Source organism: Streptomyces sp. NPDC006711, assembly GCF_042869775.1.
GTDB lineage: Bacteria > Actinomycetota > Actinomycetes > Streptomycetales > Streptomycetaceae > Streptomyces.
The window spans coordinates 162521-179125 of sequence record NZ_JBIAGO010000009.1 but is presented as its reverse complement, the minus strand read 5'-3'; the positions used below and the strand labels follow the sequence as shown (position 1 = coordinate 179125).

At 72.0% G+C, this 16605-nt stretch carries 15 protein-coding genes; 8 read left to right on the top strand and 7 right to left on the bottom strand.

Going from position 1 to position 16605, the window contains the following annotated elements:
* Nucleotides 1–24: 24 nt before the first annotated feature.
* A complete protein-coding gene (locus tag ACFYM2_RS20085) occupies nucleotides 25–540 on the bottom strand; it encodes an Lrp/AsnC family transcriptional regulator (protein WP_350230652.1) in 516 nt (171 codons plus the stop codon).
* 121 nt (nucleotides 541–661) lie between these two features.
* Between ACFYM2_RS20085 and hppD the strand changes: the two genes are divergently transcribed.
* Complete coding sequence (hppD, locus tag ACFYM2_RS20080; RefSeq protein ID WP_350230651.1) at nucleotides 662–1807, top strand: 4-hydroxyphenylpyruvate dioxygenase; 1146 nt, start codon at nucleotides 662–664, stop codon at nucleotides 1805–1807.
* A gap of 175 nt (nucleotides 1808–1982) precedes the next feature.
* Here the strand turns inward: hppD and ACFYM2_RS20075 are convergent, their stop codons facing one another.
* Nucleotides 1983–3635 (bottom strand): tetratricopeptide repeat protein, encoded by a 1653-nt coding sequence (locus ACFYM2_RS20075; protein ID WP_359005020.1) that lies wholly within the window; start codon nucleotides 3633–3635, stop codon nucleotides 1983–1985.
* Between the two features lie 98 nt (nucleotides 3636–3733).
* Between ACFYM2_RS20075 and ACFYM2_RS20070 the strand changes: the two genes are divergently transcribed.
* The gene (locus tag ACFYM2_RS20070; RefSeq protein ID WP_359005023.1) at nucleotides 3734–5101 is read left to right on the top strand and encodes an FAD-linked oxidase C-terminal domain-containing protein; all 1368 of its coding nucleotides are present in this window, start codon (nucleotides 3734–3736) and stop codon (nucleotides 5099–5101) included.
* Nucleotides 5102–5111: 10 nt separating this feature from the next.
* Here the strand turns inward: ACFYM2_RS20070 and ACFYM2_RS20065 are convergent, their stop codons facing one another.
* Both ACFYM2_RS20065 and ACFYM2_RS20060 read right to left on the bottom strand, forming a co-directional pair.
* A complete protein-coding gene (locus ACFYM2_RS20065; RefSeq protein ID WP_388837724.1) occupies nucleotides 5112–5606 on the bottom strand; it encodes an SsgA family sporulation/cell division regulator in 495 nt (164 codons plus the stop codon).
* 143 nt (nucleotides 5607–5749) lie between these two features.
* A complete protein-coding gene (locus tag ACFYM2_RS20060; protein WP_388837721.1) occupies nucleotides 5750–6916 on the bottom strand; it encodes a hypothetical protein in 1167 nt (388 codons plus the stop codon).
* A gap of 266 nt (nucleotides 6917–7182) precedes the next feature.
* Here ACFYM2_RS20060 and ACFYM2_RS20055 point away from each other — a divergent pair, with 266 nt between their 5' ends.
* Nucleotides 7183–8787 carry an RDD family protein gene (locus ACFYM2_RS20055; RefSeq protein ID WP_388837718.1) on the top strand — a complete coding sequence of 535 codons (1605 nt, stop codon included), beginning with the start codon at nucleotides 7183–7185 and terminating at the stop codon, nucleotides 8785–8787.
* Between the two features lie 105 nt (nucleotides 8788–8892).
* Nucleotides 8893–9687, top strand: a complete 795-nt coding sequence (locus ACFYM2_RS20050) for an RDD family protein (protein ID WP_359005033.1) — start codon at nucleotides 8893–8895, stop codon at nucleotides 9685–9687.
* Here the strand turns inward: ACFYM2_RS20050 and ACFYM2_RS20045 are convergent.
* Nucleotides 9673–10023: a hypothetical protein gene (locus ACFYM2_RS20045; protein WP_359005036.1), complete on the bottom strand. Its 351-nt coding sequence runs from the start codon at nucleotides 10021–10023 to the stop codon at nucleotides 9673–9675. The genes ACFYM2_RS20050 and ACFYM2_RS20045 overlap by 15 nt on opposite strands.
* 423 nt (nucleotides 10024–10446) lie before the next feature.
* On the opposite strand from ACFYM2_RS20045, the gene ACFYM2_RS20040 reads away from it, so the two are divergent.
* The gene (locus tag ACFYM2_RS20040; protein WP_359005039.1) at nucleotides 10447–12837 is read left to right on the top strand and encodes an immune inhibitor A domain-containing protein; all 2391 of its coding nucleotides are present in this window, start codon (nucleotides 10447–10449) and stop codon (nucleotides 12835–12837) included.
* 135 nt (nucleotides 12838–12972) lie between these two features.
* Nucleotides 12973–13272 (top strand): hypothetical protein, encoded by a 300-nt coding sequence (locus tag ACFYM2_RS20035; RefSeq protein WP_359005042.1) that lies wholly within the window; start codon nucleotides 12973–12975, stop codon nucleotides 13270–13272.
* Nucleotides 13273–13294: 22 nt separating this feature from the next.
* Here the strand turns inward: ACFYM2_RS20035 and ACFYM2_RS20030 are convergent, their stop codons facing one another.
* Nucleotides 13295–13882, bottom strand: a complete 588-nt coding sequence (locus tag ACFYM2_RS20030) for an isochorismatase family protein (protein WP_350230642.1) — start codon at nucleotides 13880–13882, stop codon at nucleotides 13295–13297.
* 191 nt (nucleotides 13883–14073) lie between these two features.
* On the bottom strand, nucleotides 14074–15402 hold the full coding sequence (locus ACFYM2_RS20025) for a nicotinate phosphoribosyltransferase (RefSeq protein ID WP_359005045.1): 1329 nt from the start codon (nucleotides 15400–15402) through the stop codon (nucleotides 14074–14076).
* 285 nt (nucleotides 15403–15687) lie between these two features.
* Between ACFYM2_RS20025 and clpS the strand changes: the two genes are divergently transcribed.
* Complete coding sequence (gene clpS, locus ACFYM2_RS20020; protein ID WP_350230640.1) at nucleotides 15688–15993, top strand: ATP-dependent Clp protease adapter ClpS; 306 nt, start codon at nucleotides 15688–15690, stop codon at nucleotides 15991–15993.
* Entirely contained in the window at nucleotides 15993–16583 is a 591-nt protein-coding gene (locus ACFYM2_RS20015) for a DUF2017 domain-containing protein (RefSeq protein ID WP_388837715.1), read from the top strand. The genes clpS and ACFYM2_RS20015 overlap by 1 nt, the downstream gene beginning before the upstream one ends.
* Nucleotides 16584–16605 lie beyond the last annotated feature (22 nt).

Below are 16605 nucleotides of genomic sequence, written 5' to 3'. Positions count from 1 at the left end.
CCTCACGCGGTCGGCCACCGCTCCTTACGCGGTCGGCCACCGCTCCTCGCGCGGTCGGCCACCGCCGGGTACGGAGTCCTGACCCGCCTGCTCCACCAGCGGGATGATCCGCAGGGGGACCGGGTTCTCCATGACGATCGCCGTCGCGGCCCGGACGATGCCATCAAAACCGACAACACGGTCGATCACACGTTGGAGATCGGCGTTGGAGCGCGCCACCAGACGACACAGCATGTCGCCCTGGCCGGTGGTGGTGTGCAGCTCAAGGACCTCGGGCACGGACGCCAAGTGGGCCCGCACGTCCGCCCCCTGACCCTGTTTGATCTCCAGGGTGGCGAAGGCGGTGACCGGGTAGCCGAGCGCCGCCGGATCGACATCGGGCCCGAAGCCCCGGATGACTCCATTGGACTGAAGCCGGTCCAGCCGTGCCTGGACCGTGCCGCGTGCCACCCCGAGCCGCCGGGACGCCTCCAGGACCCCGATGCGGGGTTCACGCGCGAGCAGCACGATCAGCCGCCCGTCCAGATGATCGATCGCCATGGCCGCCTCCGGATGGTCATCGTGTACAGAACGCCCTCCCATCCTCGGGCTCCACTGAACAGATTGACCAGTGAAAACGCGAACTATTGCGCAGCTTGCCTCTCGGGGCGACGCTCGCTCCATGACTGAGACCCTGGATCAGACCCCCGGAACCGCGCGGCAGGCCGACCCCTTCCCGGTGAAGGGCATGGACGCGGTCGTCTTCGCTGTGGGCAACGCCAAGCAGGCCGCGCACTACTACTCGACGGCCTTCGGCATGAAGCTGGTGGCGTACTCCGGACCGGAGAACGGCAGTCGCGAGACGGCGAGCTACGTGCTGACCAGCGGCGCCGCCCGCTTCGTCTTCACCTCCGTCATCAAGCCCGCCACCGACCGGGGCCGTTTCCTCGCCGACCACGTCGCCGAGCACGGTGACGGTGTGGTGGACCTCGCCATCGAGGTGCCCGACGCGCGCGCCGCGTACAAGTACGCCACCGAGCACGGCGCCACCGGCATCGAGGAGCCGCACGAGGTCTCCGACGAGCACGGCACCGTCGTCCTCGCCGCGATCGCCACCTACGGCAAGACCCGGCACACCCTGGTCGAGCGCTCCGGCTACACCGGCCCCTACCTGCCGGGCTTCGTCGAGGCCGCCCCCATGGTCGCGCCCGTGGAGAAGCGTTTCTTCCAGGCGATCGACCACTGCGTGGGCAATGTCGAGCTCGGCAAGATGAACGAGTGGGTGGCGTTCTACAACAACGTCATGGGCTTCACCAACATGAAGGAGTTCGTGGGCGACGACATCGCCACCGAGTACTCCGCGCTCATGTCGAAGGTCGTCGCCGACGGCACCCTCAAGGTGAAGTTCCCGCTCAACGAGCCGGCCATCGCCAAGAAGAAGTCCCAGATCGACGAGTACCTGGAGTTCTACGGCGGCCCCGGCGTCCAGCACATCGCGCTCGCCACCAACGACATCGTCGCCTCGGTCAAGGCCATGCGCGCCGCCGGTGTCCAGTTCCTCGACACCCCCGACTCCTACTACGACACCCTCGGCGAGTGGGCCGGCGAGACCCGGGTGCCCGTGGAGACGCTGCGCGAGCTGAAGATCCTCGTCGACCGCGACGAGGACGGCTATCTGCTCCAGATCTTCACCAAGCCGGTGCAGGACCGCCCGACCGTCTTCTTCGAGATGATCGAGCGGCACGGTTCGATGGGCTTCGGCAAGGGCAACTTCAAGGCCCTGTTCGAGGCGATCGAGCGCGAGCAGGAGCGGCGCGGCAACCTCTGACCTGCAACAGGTCCCGTCCGTACGGTAAGTGAGTTACCGTCATGAGTCCCCGGCCCCACGGACCTGACCCGTGGGGCCGTGGCCTTTCATGGCCCACGCTGTGGTTCCACGCTGTGGCCCCGCGCGCTCCCGTAACCCCGCGCTCCCACGGCCCCGCTCTTCCGTGCCCCGGGCCTCAGTGCCGCTGCGAGGGCTTGGCGGGCCTGGCCTGGCGGGGCCTCGCGGGCCGGCGCGCACCCTGGCCCGACGACGACGAGCCGGACGACGACGCCGCGGCGCCCCCGCCGCCGCCCCCGCCCCCGCCGCCGGATTCCGCGTCGGAGCCCGAAGGGCCCGCCTGCGCGGCCGCCGCCACATGCCCGTACATGTCCCTCGGGCCGCCGTCGGGCGGCTCACCCAGCGCCGCGAGCGCTTCCTTCGCCTTCGGCGCGAGCAGCGGCGAGAAGTACGGATTGGTGCGCAGCGCGTCCTGGAGGTGGCGCCGGGCCGCGCCCGACTGGCCCAACTCCCGCTCGATCACGGCCTGATGGTAGGAGAACAGGGCGCTGCGCACCCCGGAGTCGGTCGCCTTGCGCAGATGCGTCAGCGCCTCCTCCGTCTCACCCGCGTGGTACATCGCCCAGCCGAGCGCGTCCTCCGCGTCCGCGCTCGGATGCGCCTTCCACTCCGCTTCCAGCCGGTCCACCGCGGCGTGCGCCGCCCCGTGGTCCGTCTCGAAGCGGCCGAGCAGCAAGGCGTCGTCCACCCCGCCCGCCTCGTCCCGCGCGATCAGCTCGCGCATCTTGGCGAACCACGTCCTCGCGTCGCCGTCCAGGCCCTGAGACTCGTACAACTCGCCCAGTTCCAGGGCGAATCGGGGCTCCGGCAGCCGGGCGATGGCCGTCTGGTAGTCGCGCTGGGCCTCGGCTCCCCGGCCGAGCGCGGCCTCGGCTCTGGCCCGGCCCGCGTACGCCGAGGCCGCGCCGGGATCGGCGTGCAGCGCCGCCGCGTAGCGCGCCAGCGCACCCTCCGGCTCGCCCCGCTCCCAGGCCAGATCGCCCGCCGCCGTCAGCGCGGCCGCCTTCTGCACCGGCGATGCGGCGTGCGCGACGGCCTCGTCGAGCGCCACCGACGCGTCCTCGCGCCAGCCGCGCGCACGGTAGACCTCGCCCGCCCGCGCCAACGCGCCCGCGCCCTCGCGCAGTTCGAGCAGCCGCTCCGCCGCCTTGGCCGCGGCCTTGGTGTCCCCGAGCCCGCTGTAGGCATCGATCAGCGGGGGATACAACGTCCAGCGGCCGGCCGCGCGGGACCGTACCCCCTCGGCCAGCGTGCGCGCCGCCGCGTAGTCGTGCCGGGCGTCCGCGAGCGCCGCGAGGCCGATCTCGGCGTCCTGGTTGTCCCGTGGCCGCACCTCCAGGGACCGCCGCAGCGCCCACTCGGCCCGCGGATAGGAGGCGGGGTCCGCGCCGCGCGCCCCGCGCTCCACATAGGCCGAGCCGAGCACCGCCCAGGACGCCTCGTCCTTGGGGTGGGTGCGCACCCAGGCCGCCCGGTCCGCGATGAGCGCCGTCAGATCGCCCACCGAGGCGGGGGCCCCCGAGGCCACCGCCGTCAGGGCCCGCGTGGCGGGCCCCGGCGCGGGCGGCGTCTCCTTGCGGGCCCCGCCGTCGGGCCGCAGCAGCAGGACGCCCCCGACCAGCGTCCCCGCCGCGAGCGCCACCAGGGCGGCCCGCCGCAGGACGGGGCCCGGGCCCTGGCGCCGCGCGGTGCGCTGGGCCGCCGCCGACGCCGAGAGCCACGCCGCCCGCCGGGCCGCGGCCGGATCCTGTTCGGTCTTAGCGATCTCCATGGTGTTCACTGTGCGTCAATACGAAGAGCACACCCGGCGCCGCCCGACCGGCCGGGTAAAGGGTTCACACCGATGGCCCCGGGTGCCACGCTGAGGACATGGACGATCTTCTCGAACGGCTGCGCAAGGGCCTCCCGGCGGACGCCGTCGTCTCCGATCCCGACATCACCGCCTCCTACGCCCACGACATGGCGAGCTTCTGCGCTGCGGGCAGCCCGGCCGTGGTGGTGCTGCCCCGCACCGTCGAGCAGGTCCAGCACGTCATGCGCACGGCCACCGCGCTGCGGGTGCCCGTCGTGCCGCAGGGCGCGCGCACCGGTCTGTCCGGCGCGGCCAACGCGAGCGACGGCTGCGTCGTCCTCTCGCTCGTCAAGATGGACCGCATCCTGGAGATCAACCCCGTCGACCGGGTCGCGGTCGTCGAACCCGGCGTCGTCAACGCCGTACTGTCGCGCGCGGTCCACGAACACGGGCTCTACTACCCGCCCGATCCCTCCAGTTGGGAGATGTGCACCATCGGCGGGAACATCGGCACCGCGTCCGGCGGGCTGTGCTGTGTGAAGTACGGGGTGACCGCCGAGTACGTCCTCGGCCTCGAGGTCGTCCTCGCCGACGGGCGGCTCATGAGCACCGGCCGGCGCACCGCCAAGGGCGTCGCCGGATACGACCTGACCCGGCTGTTCGTCGGCTCCGAAGGCAGCCTCGGCGTCGTCGTCAAGGCGGTGCTAGCGCTGCGGCCGGCGCCGCCGCCCCAGCTCGTGCTCGCCGCCGAGTTCGCCTCCGCGGCGGCCGCCTGCGACGCCGTCGTGGCGATCATGGAGCGCGGCCACACCCCCTCGCTGCTCGAACTCATGGACCGCACCACCATCCAGGCCGTCAACCGCATGGCCCACATGGGGCTGCCCGAGAGCACCGAGGCGCTGCTGCTCGCCGCCTTCGACACACCCGGCGCGGCCGCCGACCTCGCCGCCGTGGGCGAGCTGTGCGCGGCCGCCGGCGCCACCGACGTCGTCCCCGCCGACAGCGCCGCCGAGTCCGAACTGCTGCTCCAGGCCAGGCGGTTGTCGCTCACCGCCCTGGAGGCGATCGCGCCGGCCACGATGATCGACGACGTGTGCGTGCCCCGGTCCCGGCTCGCCGCGATGCTGGAGGGCACCGCGGCGATCGCCGCCAAGCACGACCTGACCATCGGCGTCTGCGCGCACGCCGGCGACGGCAACACCCACCCCGTGGTCTGCTTCGACGACGCCGACGACGACGCCTCGCGGCGCGCCCGTGAGTCCTTCGACGAGATCATGGCGCTCGGCCTGGAACTCGGCGGCACCATCACCGGCGAACACGGCGTAGGCGTCCTGAAGAAGGAGTGGCTGGCCCGCGAGCTCGGCCCGGTGGGTATCGAGATGCAGCGCGCGGTCAAGCGCGCCTTCGACCCGCTCGGTCTCCTCAACCCGGGCAAGCTGTTCTGACCCGGGGCCCTCACGCGCCCTCCTCCGGCCGCGACTCGTCGCGGGACCAGCGTTCCCCCAGCCACGCCTCGTCGGCCCGGCCCCGGCCGGTGGTGGTCGCGAGCAGTTCGGCCAGGCCGTCGTCGACGCACAGCAGCTCGCTCTCGCGGCCGGGCGGCACCACCCGCAGCGAGCGCTCGAGCCACGCCGACACCTGCGCGGCGGGCGCCTCAAGGAGCGCGTCGCCGTCCGGCGAGCTGAGCGCCATCAGGACCGCGCCGCGGCCCTCGGTCCTCGTCGGCCAGATCCGCACATCGCCGTGGCCGCACGGCCGGAACACCCCCTCGACCAGGAGCTCACGCGCGAAGGTCCAGTGGACGGGGGTGTCGGACCCGATGTGGAAGGCGATGTGCACGGCGTAGGGGTCGTCGGCGCGGTAGGTGAGGCGGGCCGGCACGGGGACGGCACGCTCGGGCGACAGGACCAGCTTCAGTTCGAGCTCGCGCTCCACCACGGTGACATGCATGGGGTTCCTCATTCTCTTCCCGGTACGCGGCCGACGCGGGTGGCGGCGGCGCGGTACGGGCCCGGGAGCGGGCCGTACCGGATGAGAGCGCGTCGCCCCTGGTTCATTACGCGAGAACGGGAAACTTTTTCGCCGCGCCCCTCCTACGGCGGCCCCGAGCCGTTGAGCCAGCTCGCTCCGTACGCCGCCGAACCGAGCGCGAGAGCCGCGACGAGGGGCACCGAACGCGTGGCGCGCACCCGCGACAGCGCGAGCGCCACCGGAAGCAGCAGCGGGAAGGCGGGCAGCAGCAGCCGGGGCTTGGAGCCGAAGTAACCCGACGAGCACAGCGCGAGCGCCAGCACGACACCGGTGTAGACGAGCAGCGGAAGCGGCTGGCGCCCGCGCACACACGCCACGTACGCCCACAGCGCGAGCGCGGTGCCCACGATCAGACCGAGCCCGGCGAGCACGACGGGCCAGCCGCCCAGGTGCGCCACGATGAACTTCCCGTACGCCAGACCGCCGTCGAAGCCGTTGCCCCACTCCGCCTGCACGTCCAGATAGGCCAGGAGGCGGCCCCGGCGCAGCCCCACCCACAGGATGTAACCGGCCGCGCCGAGCGGGGCGATCACCATCCCGGCGAGCATCCGCGCGCCGACACGGCGGGTGCGCCACGCCTCGACGACGGCGCCCGCCCACAGCGCGGCGGCCACCGCGAGCCCCACCGGCCGGGTGAGTCCCGCCAGCGACGCGAGCAGCCCGGCCACCACCCAGCGCCCGCGCGCGACCGCGTACAGGGACCAGGCGGCGAGCGCCACGAACAGGGTTTCGCTGTACGCCATCGACTGGACGATCCCGACCGGCACCGCCGCCCACAGCGTCACCAGGAGGAGCCCCGCGCGATGGCCGTAGAAGTGGTGGCCCATCAGATACATGCCCCAGGCGGCCATGGGCCCCGCGATCCCGCTGACCAGCAGGCCCGCGTCGCCGGGACCCAGCGGGCTCACCGCGCCGACGGCCCGCTCCAGCCAGGGAAGCAGCGGGAAGAACGCCTGGTCGGACAGAACCCGCCCGTCCGGCGCGGTCAGCGTGAAGTCGTAGCCGCAGGCCGCGACCCGCGCGTACCAGAGCGAGTCCCAGCGCGCGGACAGCAGCTCATGGGCGTCCTCGCCGTTGACGCGTGACCACAGGCCGAGCACGAGCAGGCCGAGCGCGCGGACCGCCGCGAAGGCCGCGACCGCCGTCCACGCCCGCCGCAGCGCCGGCTCCGCCACCGGGGGACCGTCCACCGGGCTGTCATGACCGGTCCGGCCAGGCCCCACGCGCATTGCTCACTCACTTTCCTGACCGGCTGCGCCGGGGGCACCAGTTCGATGCGCCACGACTGTACGCAACCGCGGGGCGCGGTCGCGCGGCGGCGGACCCGGGCGGCGCGCGTCGCCCGTACGCGGGCTTCCTGCCCGGCTTCCTCCAACGGGCCGCGCGTTCTTGGTTAGGGTCCTCCTGGGACAAGCGGAAGCGCGCGGTCTGGCCCGGTGCGGCCGCCGTACCGCGGGGGACATCAACTGTGCTGGATCGGAACGGAGTTGGGGACATGGCGACGGTTCCTCCTGACAACGACGGGAGCGCGGCCCGGGAGGGGTACTACCCGGATCCCTCCATCCCGGGATATGTCCGGTACTGGAACGGGGTCTCCTGGGTGCCCGGCACGAGCCGGCCCGCGCCCGCCGCCGGTGAGGCGCCGCCCTCCCCGCCGCCGGGCGCCCAGCCCGCCCCCGCGCCCTCGCTCGCCGCGGTGCCGCCGGCCACGGCCGCCCCCGCCGCCGAGGAGACCGGCCCGGTCTTCCTGGACGAGCCCGAGCCCTCGGCCGCCGCGCCCGGCCAGAACGGACCGCAGCCCGCCTGGCACGCGGACGCCGCCCACCAGTCCGGCTTCGGCGGCGACCAGGACCGCCGGGTCTCCTGGGGCCTGCCGGCCGAATCACCCGACCCACGCGTGCCCGACTCGCGCCTGTCCGACCCGCGCCTTCCTGATCCGCGTCTGCCCGACCCCCGGCGCTCCGGAACCCCCGGACCCGTAGTCCCGGAGCAGCCGCGCCCCGGGCACGGGTCGAACCCGGCGCACGGGTCGAACCCAGCGCACGTGTCGAACCCAGCGCACGTGTCGAACCCCGAACGCGCGGCGAACCCCGGGCATGGGGCGAACCCCGCGCACGCGGTGAACCCCGGTCACCCCGCGCCGTCGTCGGACCCCGGCCCGTCCGGGCCCCCGGGTGCCCCGGCCGGTGCGCGGCCCGGTGGCTCAGTGCCGCACCAGCACCAGCACCCGCAGCCGCATCAACAACCGCAGCCGCACCATCAGCACGCCCCGCAGCCCATCCCGTCCGGTCCGTCCGGACCGTTCGCCGCGCTCGCGGGGCCCGTGCCGCCCGCCGCCGTCGAACCCGCACCCGCCCGGGCCCAACTCCCGCGCCCCGCCGACCCGTTGCCGCCCGCGCAGCCCGGCCCCGCGCAGCCCGCACCCGTACAGCAACAGCTGCCGGCCGCCGCCCTGCCCGGGTCGCCGATGGCGGCCGGGGCCGGGGGAGGGGCCGCGTCCTGGGCGCAGCAGGTGCACCAGCTCGCGCAGCCCGATTCCCGGGCGACCGAGCCGGTCGCGCCGTGGAAGCCGCCCGTAGCCGACCCCTTCCTCGCGGCCGCGCAGGCGCAGGCGGCGGCTCGGCCCGCCGGGCTCGGCAGGCGCCTCGGCGCGCGGCTCATCGACACGGCGGTGCTCGGCGTCGTGGCGGGCGGCCTCGCCCTGCCGCTGCTCACCCGGGTCGGCGACCACATCCAGGAGAAGATCGACGCGGCCAAGCTGTCGGGCCGTACGGTCACCGTCTACCTCCTGGACGGCACGACCGCGAGCCTCCTCGGCATCGTGCTCGGCGCGTTCCTCGTCCTGGGGCTGCTGTACGAGGCGCTGCCCACCGCCAAGTGGGGCCGCACGCTCGGCAAGCGGATCTGCGGGGTCGAGGTGCGGGGCATCGAGTCGTTCGAGCCGCCCACGTTCGGCCAGGCGGCGCGGCGCTGGGTGGTCTACGGGGTGCTGGGCCTTCTCGTGGTCGGCGTGGTGAATGTGATGTGGTGCCTCTTCGACCGTCCGTGGCGCCAGTGCTGGCACGACAAGGTGGCGCATACGTTCGTGGCCCAGGGATAGCGCGGGCGCCGCCCCTTCCCCGGAACGCCCCGGCCCGAACGGCCCGCCCCCCCCGAACGGCCCGCCCCGGTCGCGGGGCTCTCGCGCGCGCGGTGCACTACCGGCATGAGTACCGATCAGCCGCCGCCCGGTCAGCCGCCCGAGGACGACCCGTTCCGCAAGAAGCCGTCCGAGCCTCCGCCGAGCGGTTCGCCCTACGGCGGCACGCAGCCGCCGCCCGCTGATCCGCCCCACGGCCCGGGCCCGTCCGGCGGCCAGGGCCCCTACGGAAGCCCGCCCCCGCCGGGCGGAGGCGGCCCTTACGGCGGTGGTCCCTACGGCGGGCCGCCCCCCGGCGGCGGCTCGCCCTACGACAGCGCGCCGCCACCGCCGTCGGACCCGTACGGCGGCCAGTACGGCGGTGTGGACCCGCTGGCCGGGATGCCGCCGCTCGCCGACTTCGGCAAGCGGTTCCTGGCCCGGGTCATCGACTTCCTGATCATCGCGGTGCCGCTCAACCTGATCGAATGGGCGACAAGCAATCGCGTGGTGATCTCCACGGACAACGGCGACTCCGGCACCGAGGTGATCAGCAAGACGTACTCCGGCGCGGGTCTGCTGTGGCTGCTGATCTCGCTCGCCGCCTACATCGGCTACGACACCCTGATGGTCTCGAAGACCGGGCAGACCCTCGGCAAGAAGTGGCTGGGGCTGCGGGTGGCGATGCTCAACGACGGCAGGGTGCCCACCATCAACGCCGCGCTCGCCCGGGCCGCCGTGCTGTGGGCGCCGTTCGTGCTGTGCTGCTACTGCCTGTGGGACATCGTCCTGATCATCACGATCGTCGCGGACAAGCCGTATCGGCAGGGCTGGCACGACAAGGCGGCCAAGACGGTGGTGGTGGTCTCAGCTCCGCAGTGAGTGCGCGCGGGCGGCGGTGCGCTGCCCGCGGGGGGAGGGGACGCTCTCCCGGTGCCGTACGGGCCCGGGACGAGCCGTCGTCGCGGAAGTCTCCTGGACGGCCGCACGGTCGACCGGCGCTGTACTGGCCGGCGCCGTGCGGCCGTTCGCGCGTGCGCGCCGGGACAGCGGCATGGGGACCGTCACGGCGACGAGCAGTCCGAGCAGCAGCGCGGCGAGCACGATGACCGCGACTCCGACGCCCGACTCGGTGCGCGAGAGCAGCAGCATGGCGACGGTCGAGAAGACGACGGTGGCCGAACCGTAGGAGAGCTGTGCGGCAGTGGGACGCGGCATGGCGTTATCCGTCCTCATGGTTCGGATAGGGGGTGAGCCTCAAGACCGTTCTTCGACCGGCGGCCCCGGGCCACCGGATCGCACTGCCTAGCGACTCTACGACGGTCCATGCCCGAGCGGAACTGTTGGTAAGCATGACCTAACCCACAGTGCCGGTGCACAGGGGGCGCATGGAGTCATTCGGGGATGCGCCCCGGTCCGGATGGCGAGACGTGTGCACCTGTTGTCCCGGTCTGTTAGCACACCTGTCACGTTCGGATAGCGGAACTGGCCTTCTGCATAATGTACTTGGCACGAACAAGTCAAGATCTGTCTTTTCTTTGGTAACTCCGGTCCAATGTCGTCACTTGAGACGCGTGTCGTGCACCGGAACCAGCTCCTCACCCCCGGGTTCGTGCCGGCCGCGGGGGAGGAAATCGTCAAGTGACCAGCAGCAGGAGGGCGGCAAGAGCCGCCGCCGTGCTCGTGGCCATAGCCACGGTCGGCGCAACGGGGTCGGCGTTCGCCACGGCCCAGGCCGACTCGAAGGCTCCGGCGGCCGTACAGCGCCAGGACCCGTCGAGGGCCAGCGGCCAGGAGCACAACCTCAAGGGCCCGTTCAGCGACCAGCAGGCGCAGCAGCGCCAGGCGGCGCTCGAGCAGGTCATCTCCGGCAAGAAGCAGGTGGAGAAGCGCGGCGGCTCCGACGTCGTGAAGCTCAGCGACAAGAAGTACGTCGAGCTCGGCCGCGAGAAGACCGACAAGATCTTCACGATCCTGGTGGAGTTCGGCGACAAGGTCGACAACACCACCATGTACGACCCGGACGGTCCCGACGGTCCCAAGCCGCCGCAGCCCAAGTACGGGGGCACCCCCGGCCCGGCGCACAACCAGATAGCCCAGCCTGACCGGGCCAAGGACAACTCCACGGCCTGGCAGGCGGATTACAACCAGAAGCACTACCAGGACCTGTACTTCGGTACGGGCAAGAACGTCAACTCGCTCAAGACGTACTACGAGAAGACGTCATCGGGCCGCTACTCGGTCGACGGCCAGGTCACCGACTGGGTTAAGATCCCGTACAACGAGGCCCGTTACGGCTCCAACTACTGCGGCCAGACCAACTGCGCCAACGTCTGGGACACCGTCCGCGACGGCGTCAACGCCTGGGTCGCCGACCAGAAGGCCAAGGGCCAGACGGACGCGCAGATCAAGGCCACCCTGGGACAGTACGACCAGTGGGACCGCAACGACTACAACAACAACGGCAACTTCAACGAGCCCGACGGCTACATCGACCACTTCCAGATCGTGCACGCCGGCGAGGACGAGTCGGCGGGCGGCGGCGCCCAGGGCACCAACGCCCTGTGGGCACACCGCTGGTACGCCTACGGCACCGACGCGGGCAAGACCGGCCCCTCCTACAACAAGGCCGGCGGCACCCAGATCGGCGACACCGGGATGTGGGTCGGCGACTACACGATGCAGCCGGAGAACGGCGGCCTCGGTGTCTTCGCGCACGAGTACGGCCACGACCTCGGTCTGCCGGACCTCTACGACACCACCAACACCGCCGAGAACTCGGTCGGTTTCTGGTCCCTGATGTCGGCGGGCTCCTGGCTCGGCACCGGCAAGGACTCCATCGGAAACCTGCCCGGCGACATGACCGCGTGGGACAAGCTCCAGCTGGGCTGGCTCGACTACGCATCGGTGAAGGCGGGTTCGAAGGTCACCGCCAAACTGGGCGTCTCGGAGTACAACACCAAGGACAACCAGGCGCTCGTCGTCGAGCTGCCCAAGAAGGAAGTCACCACCACCGTCGTCAAGCCCGTCGAGGGTTCGAAGCAGTGGTGGAGCGGGATGGGTGACAACCTCAACAACACCCTGACCCGTTCGGTCGACCTGACCGGCAAGTCCAAGGCGTCCCTGGACCTTTCGGGCTGGTGGGACATCGAGAAGGACTACGACTTCCTCTACACCGAGGTCTCCACCGACAACGGCGCCAGCTGGAACGCGATCGACGGCACCGCCGACGGCAAGGCCATCACGCGCGACTCCAGCGACAAGCCGGCCCTGACCGACGCGTCGGGCGCGTACAAGAAGCTGTCGTACCCGCTCGACCAGTTCGCCGGCAAGAACATCCAGCTCCGCTTCCGCTACCAGACGGACGGCGGCGCGGGCGGCAAGGGCTTCACCGCCGACGCGATCACCGTCACCGCCGACGGCACCGCCGTGGTCACCGACGGCGCCGAGGGCGGCGACAACGGCTGGGCGGCGAAGAACTTCACCCGCATCGGGCAGTCCTTCACCAACGACTACCCGCAGTACTACCTCGCGGAGAACCGCCAGTACGTCTCGTACGACACGACCCTCAAGGTCGGCCCGTACAACTTCGGCTTCTCCAAGACCCGTCCGAGCTGGGTCGAGCACTACCCGTACCAGAAGGGTCTGCTCATCTGGCTCTGGGACACCTCCCAGAAGGACAACAACGTCTCGGCCCACCCCGGCCAGGGCCTGATCCTGCCGGTCGACGCGCACGCCAAGCCGCTCAAGTGGGCCGACGGCACGATGATCCGCAACAAGATCCAGCCGTTCGACGCGCCGTTCAGCCAGTACCGCACGGACGCCTTCACGCTGCACAACGCGGACGTGGCGACCAAGATCAAGTCGCAGGCGGGCGTGCCGGTCTTCGACGACCACCTCGGCACGTACTGGTACGCCGAGAACCCGACCGGAAGCGTCAAGGTTCCTGACACCAAGACGCGGATCTCGATCGTCGACCAGCCGCGGAGCGGCCAGACGATCACGGTGAAGGTCGGCACCTCACCCAAGTAATTCTCAAAACCGCAGGTCAAACCATGATCGGCCGTCGCCCTCTAGCGGGCGGCGGCCGATCGTGTTTAGGTGCGTTCTACGAGTCCTTATTGACAGCGGGTCCAACGCGTCGTCCCGCAGGGGGAGTGGTCCGGCATGCCCGGCGGAGGTTTTTGCAAGTTGCCAGGGGGCAGCGTGGTCGTCGCGCTGACCCTGCCGAACCCGGCGGCGCCGGGCAGTGACGTGCGCGTCCTGGTGCACGCCGTCAACCGGGCGCGGGCCCTGACCAGGCTCCGCAACCTCGGCCTGCGGGCGGTGTACCTGCGCGGCCAGACCGAGCCGCCCACCCTGGACGAGATCACGGCCGTCCTGCACCATCCGGACGGCCTGCTGTGGCGCACGGCCCCGGAGACCACCGAGGAGCTGTGGCACCCGATACGGGCGCTCCTGCGATAGCTGCGTCCGTTTCCGGTCCCCGCTAGACCACGGGCTTGCCCGACAGGTCCACGCCCGCCGCCCGCATCTCCTCCAGGGCCGCCGACGTGGTGCCCGGGGCCACCCCCGCCGTCAGGTCGAGCAGGACGTGGGTGACGAACCCGGCGCGCACCGCGTCGAGCGCGGTGGCCCGCACGCAGTGGTCGGTGGCGATGCCCACCACGTCGACCTCGCCCACCTGCCGCTCGCGCAGCCAGTCCGCCAGCGAGAGACCGTTCTCGTCAAGCCCCTCGAAGCCGCTGTACGCCGCGGCGTAGGCGCCCTTGTCGAAGACCGCGTCGATGGCTCCGCAGGCGACGGCGGGGGCGAAATTGGGGTGGAAGCCCACGCCCTCGGTCCCGGCGACGCAGTGCACCGGCCAGGAGTGCTCGAAGTCGGGCGTGTCCGAGAAGTGCGCGCCCGGGTCGATGTGGTGGTCGCGGGTGGCCACCACGTGGCGGTAGGCGGATCCGGCCGCCTCGCCCACGAGCTCGGTGATCGCTGCGGCGACGTCCGAGCCGCCCGCGACCGCGAGGGAGCCGCCCTCACAGAAGTCGTTCTGGACGTCCACGACGATCAAAGCGCGGTGCATGTCGGCTGTCCTTCGGTCTGCGGGCCCGGGTGGGGGAGGGCTGTTCTTCGAGCGTAGAGACTTCGATCCGCGCGCGGCAGGGGGCAAACGGGGGCGGAAAACCCGCCGGGCGGCCCGGGCGCGCGCCGAGGCCGCGCCCGGCCCCCGCCCGGGGCCCGGCTCAGACGTCCTCAGACGTCCTCAGACGTCCTCTAGACGTACTCCGTCGGGATGACCGGTTCGCCGCGCGAGAGCTGGCCCGCGGACATCGGCAGCGCGGCCAGCGCCTCGATGTGCCGCGCGCGGGCGGCGTCCAGCGGCTCGCGGGCCACCACCGTGCCGCCCTTGACCAGCTCGACCAGGAGCTGACGCTCACCGAGCGCGGCCGGCACCGCCCCGGTGCCCACGACCTCGGCCTCGGCGATTCCGTACGCGTCCGGGCGGCGCGCGGCCCACTTGCGGCCGCCCAGCGAGGACTTCGCGCCGAGCGACTTCTTGGCGACCGGGATCAGCGGGGCCTTGGGATCGGCGGACTGGGCGCGGGCGACCAGCTTGTAGACCATCGAGCACGTCGGGTGCCCCGAGCCGGTGACCAGCTGGGTGCCCACCCCGTAGGCGTCCACGGGGGCCGCGGCAAGCGAGGCGATGGCGTACTCGTCGAGGTCGGAGGTGACCACGATCTTGGTGGCGGTGGCGCCGAGCTCGTCCAGCTGCTGGCGCACCCGGTGCGCGACCAGGAGCAGGTCGCCGGAGTCGATGCGGACCGCGCCGAGCTCGGGCCCGGCGATCTCGACGGCGGCGCGCACCGCCTCGGCGACGTCGTAGGTGTCCACCAGCAACGTGGTGCCCCGGCCCAGCGAGTCGACCTGGGCCCGGAAGGCGTCCCGCTCGCTGTCGTGCAGCAGCGTGAAGGCGTGGGCGCTGGTGCCGACGGTGGGGATGCCGTAGCGGAAGCCGGCCGCGAGGTCGGATGTGGTGCTGAAACCGCCGACGTAGGCGGCGCGCGCGGAGGCGACGGCGGACAGCTCGTGGGTGCGGCGCGCGCCCATCTCGATCAGGGGGCGCCCGCCGGCCGCCGAGGACATCCGGGAGGCGGCGGCGGCGATCGCGGAGTCGTGGTTGAGGATCGAGAGGATCACGGTCTCCAGGAGCACGCACTCGGCGAAGGAGCCCTCGACGCGCAGGATCGGTGAGCCGGGGAAGTAGACCTCGCCCTCGGGGTAGCCCCAGATGTCGCCGCTGAAGCGGTAGGAGGAGAGCCAGCGCAAGGTGGGCTCGTCCACGATGTTCCGCTCGCGCAGGAAGCCGAGGACGCCCGCGTCGAAGCGGAAGTTCTCCACCGCGTCCAGGACGCGCCCGGTGCCGCCCACCACGCCGTAGCGGCGGCCCTCGGGCAGGCGGCGGGTGAAGACCTCGAAGACCGAGCGCCGCTCGGCCGTGCCGGCCTTCAAGGCGGCCTGGAGCATCGTGAACTCGTACTGATCGGTGAAGAGCGCGGTCGACGGCACGTCCACCGGCAGACCGAGGTCCGCAGCATTCACAGCGAGCTACCTCGCACTTTCGTCCGGGCCGGGCACACGCCGGCCGGGGGTTCGCTGGATCGCCCCGTGCGGGGCATGCCGGGATGCTACCCCGAATACTCGTCACTCTGACGATTTCCAGGGGCCCGTTTGTGCGATGAGCCGCCCCGGGTGGCAGCATGGAGGCCGTGGCCGTTCGGGCTGCGCCGACCGGGGGCCCTCCGGGAACGGCGCGACCCTCGGCAGGCTGTTGTTCCCCGGGGCCGGCCCCCGGCCCCGGCAGAAGAGACAAGGTCGCCCCAAGTCGTGAGCGTTGCCCCGGTAGAGATCGAACGTCCCGAGTCGGCGGAGTCGGACCTTCCCGTCGCCGAGCCCGACGTGCCCTGGGTGACGCTCGTCCACAACGACCCCGTCAATCTCATGAGTTACGTGCAGTACGTCTTCCAGTCCTACTTCGGCTACTCCAAGGACAAGGCCCACCAGCTGATGCTCGACGTGCACCACAAGGGACGGGCCGTGGTCTCCAGCGGCAGCCGCGAGGAGATGGAACGCGACGTGCAGGCCATGCACGGCTACGGCCTGTGGGCCACGCTCACCCAGGACCGCGGCTGATGGCCGGGGCCGTGAGCGGCTTCGAGGCGCTGCCGCGCGGGGGAGCCGCCGCAGCGTTCGACGAGGTCGAGATCGCCATCCTGCGCTCCCTCGCCGTCCAGCTGCTCGAACTCATCGGGCCCGGCGACCAGCCCGCCGAGGAGGAGGACCCGCTGGCCGCCCTCTTCGCCGAGGGCCCGAGCGAGCCGCCCACCGACCCGGCGCTCGCCCGCCTCTTCCCCGAGGCGTACGCGAGCGGGGAGAGCGAGGAACTGCGGGCCAAATCGGCCGAGTTCCGGCGCTTCACCGAGAACGACCTGCGGGCTCGCAAGCGCGCCGACGCCCTCGCGGTCGTGCGCGGCCTCGACGAGCTGATCCCCCGGGGCGACGGCGGCGCCGTCCTGAAGCTGACCGCCGACGACGCGCGGCACTGGCTCGGCGCCCTCAACGACCTGCGGCTGACCATCGCCACCCGCCTGGACATCACCGATGAGGACGAGAGCGGCGAGCTCTACCGGCTGCCGGACGACGACCCGCGCAAGCCGATGGTGATGGCCTATCTGTGGCTGGGTGTGCTGCAAGAAACACTCATCGACACGCTCATGCCCTGAGCGATCGACCGGAAAATGACCG

What these genes read in the sequence shown, in the direction of transcription:
- ACFYM2_RS20085 (WP_350230652.1), bottom strand. Translation starts at nt 540, where the DNA reads ATGGCGATCGATCATCTGGACGGGCGGCTGATCGTGCTGCTCGCGCGT.
- hppD (WP_350230651.1), top strand. Translation starts at nt 662, where the DNA reads ATGACTGAGACCCTGGATCAGACCCCCGGAACCGCGCGGCAGGCCGAC.
- ACFYM2_RS20075 (WP_359005020.1), bottom strand. Translation starts at nt 3,635, where the DNA reads ATGGAGATCGCTAAGACCGAACAGGATCCGGCCGCGGCCCGGCGGGCG.
- ACFYM2_RS20070 (WP_359005023.1), top strand. Translation starts at nt 3,734, where the DNA reads ATGGACGATCTTCTCGAACGGCTGCGCAAGGGCCTCCCGGCGGACGCC.
- ACFYM2_RS20065 (WP_388837724.1), bottom strand. Translation starts at nt 5,606, where the DNA reads ATGCATGTCACCGTGGTGGAGCGCGAGCTCGAACTGAAGCTGGTCCTG.
- ACFYM2_RS20060 (WP_388837721.1), bottom strand. Translation starts at nt 6,916, where the DNA reads ATGCGCGTGGGGCCTGGCCGGACCGGTCATGACAGCCCGGTGGACGGT.
- ACFYM2_RS20055 (WP_388837718.1), top strand. Translation starts at nt 7,183, where the DNA reads ATGGCGACGGTTCCTCCTGACAACGACGGGAGCGCGGCCCGGGAGGGG.
- ACFYM2_RS20050 (WP_359005033.1), top strand. Translation starts at nt 8,893, where the DNA reads ATGAGTACCGATCAGCCGCCGCCCGGTCAGCCGCCCGAGGACGACCCG.
- ACFYM2_RS20045 (WP_359005036.1), bottom strand. Translation starts at nt 10,023, where the DNA reads ATGCCGCGTCCCACTGCCGCACAGCTCTCCTACGGTTCGGCCACCGTC.
- ACFYM2_RS20035 (WP_359005042.1), top strand. Translation starts at nt 12,973, where the DNA reads ATGCCCGGCGGAGGTTTTTGCAAGTTGCCAGGGGGCAGCGTGGTCGTC.
- ACFYM2_RS20030 (WP_350230642.1), bottom strand. Translation starts at nt 13,882, where the DNA reads ATGCACCGCGCTTTGATCGTCGTGGACGTCCAGAACGACTTCTGTGAG.
- ACFYM2_RS20015 (WP_388837715.1), top strand. Translation starts at nt 15,993, where the DNA reads ATGGCCGGGGCCGTGAGCGGCTTCGAGGCGCTGCCGCGCGGGGGAGCC.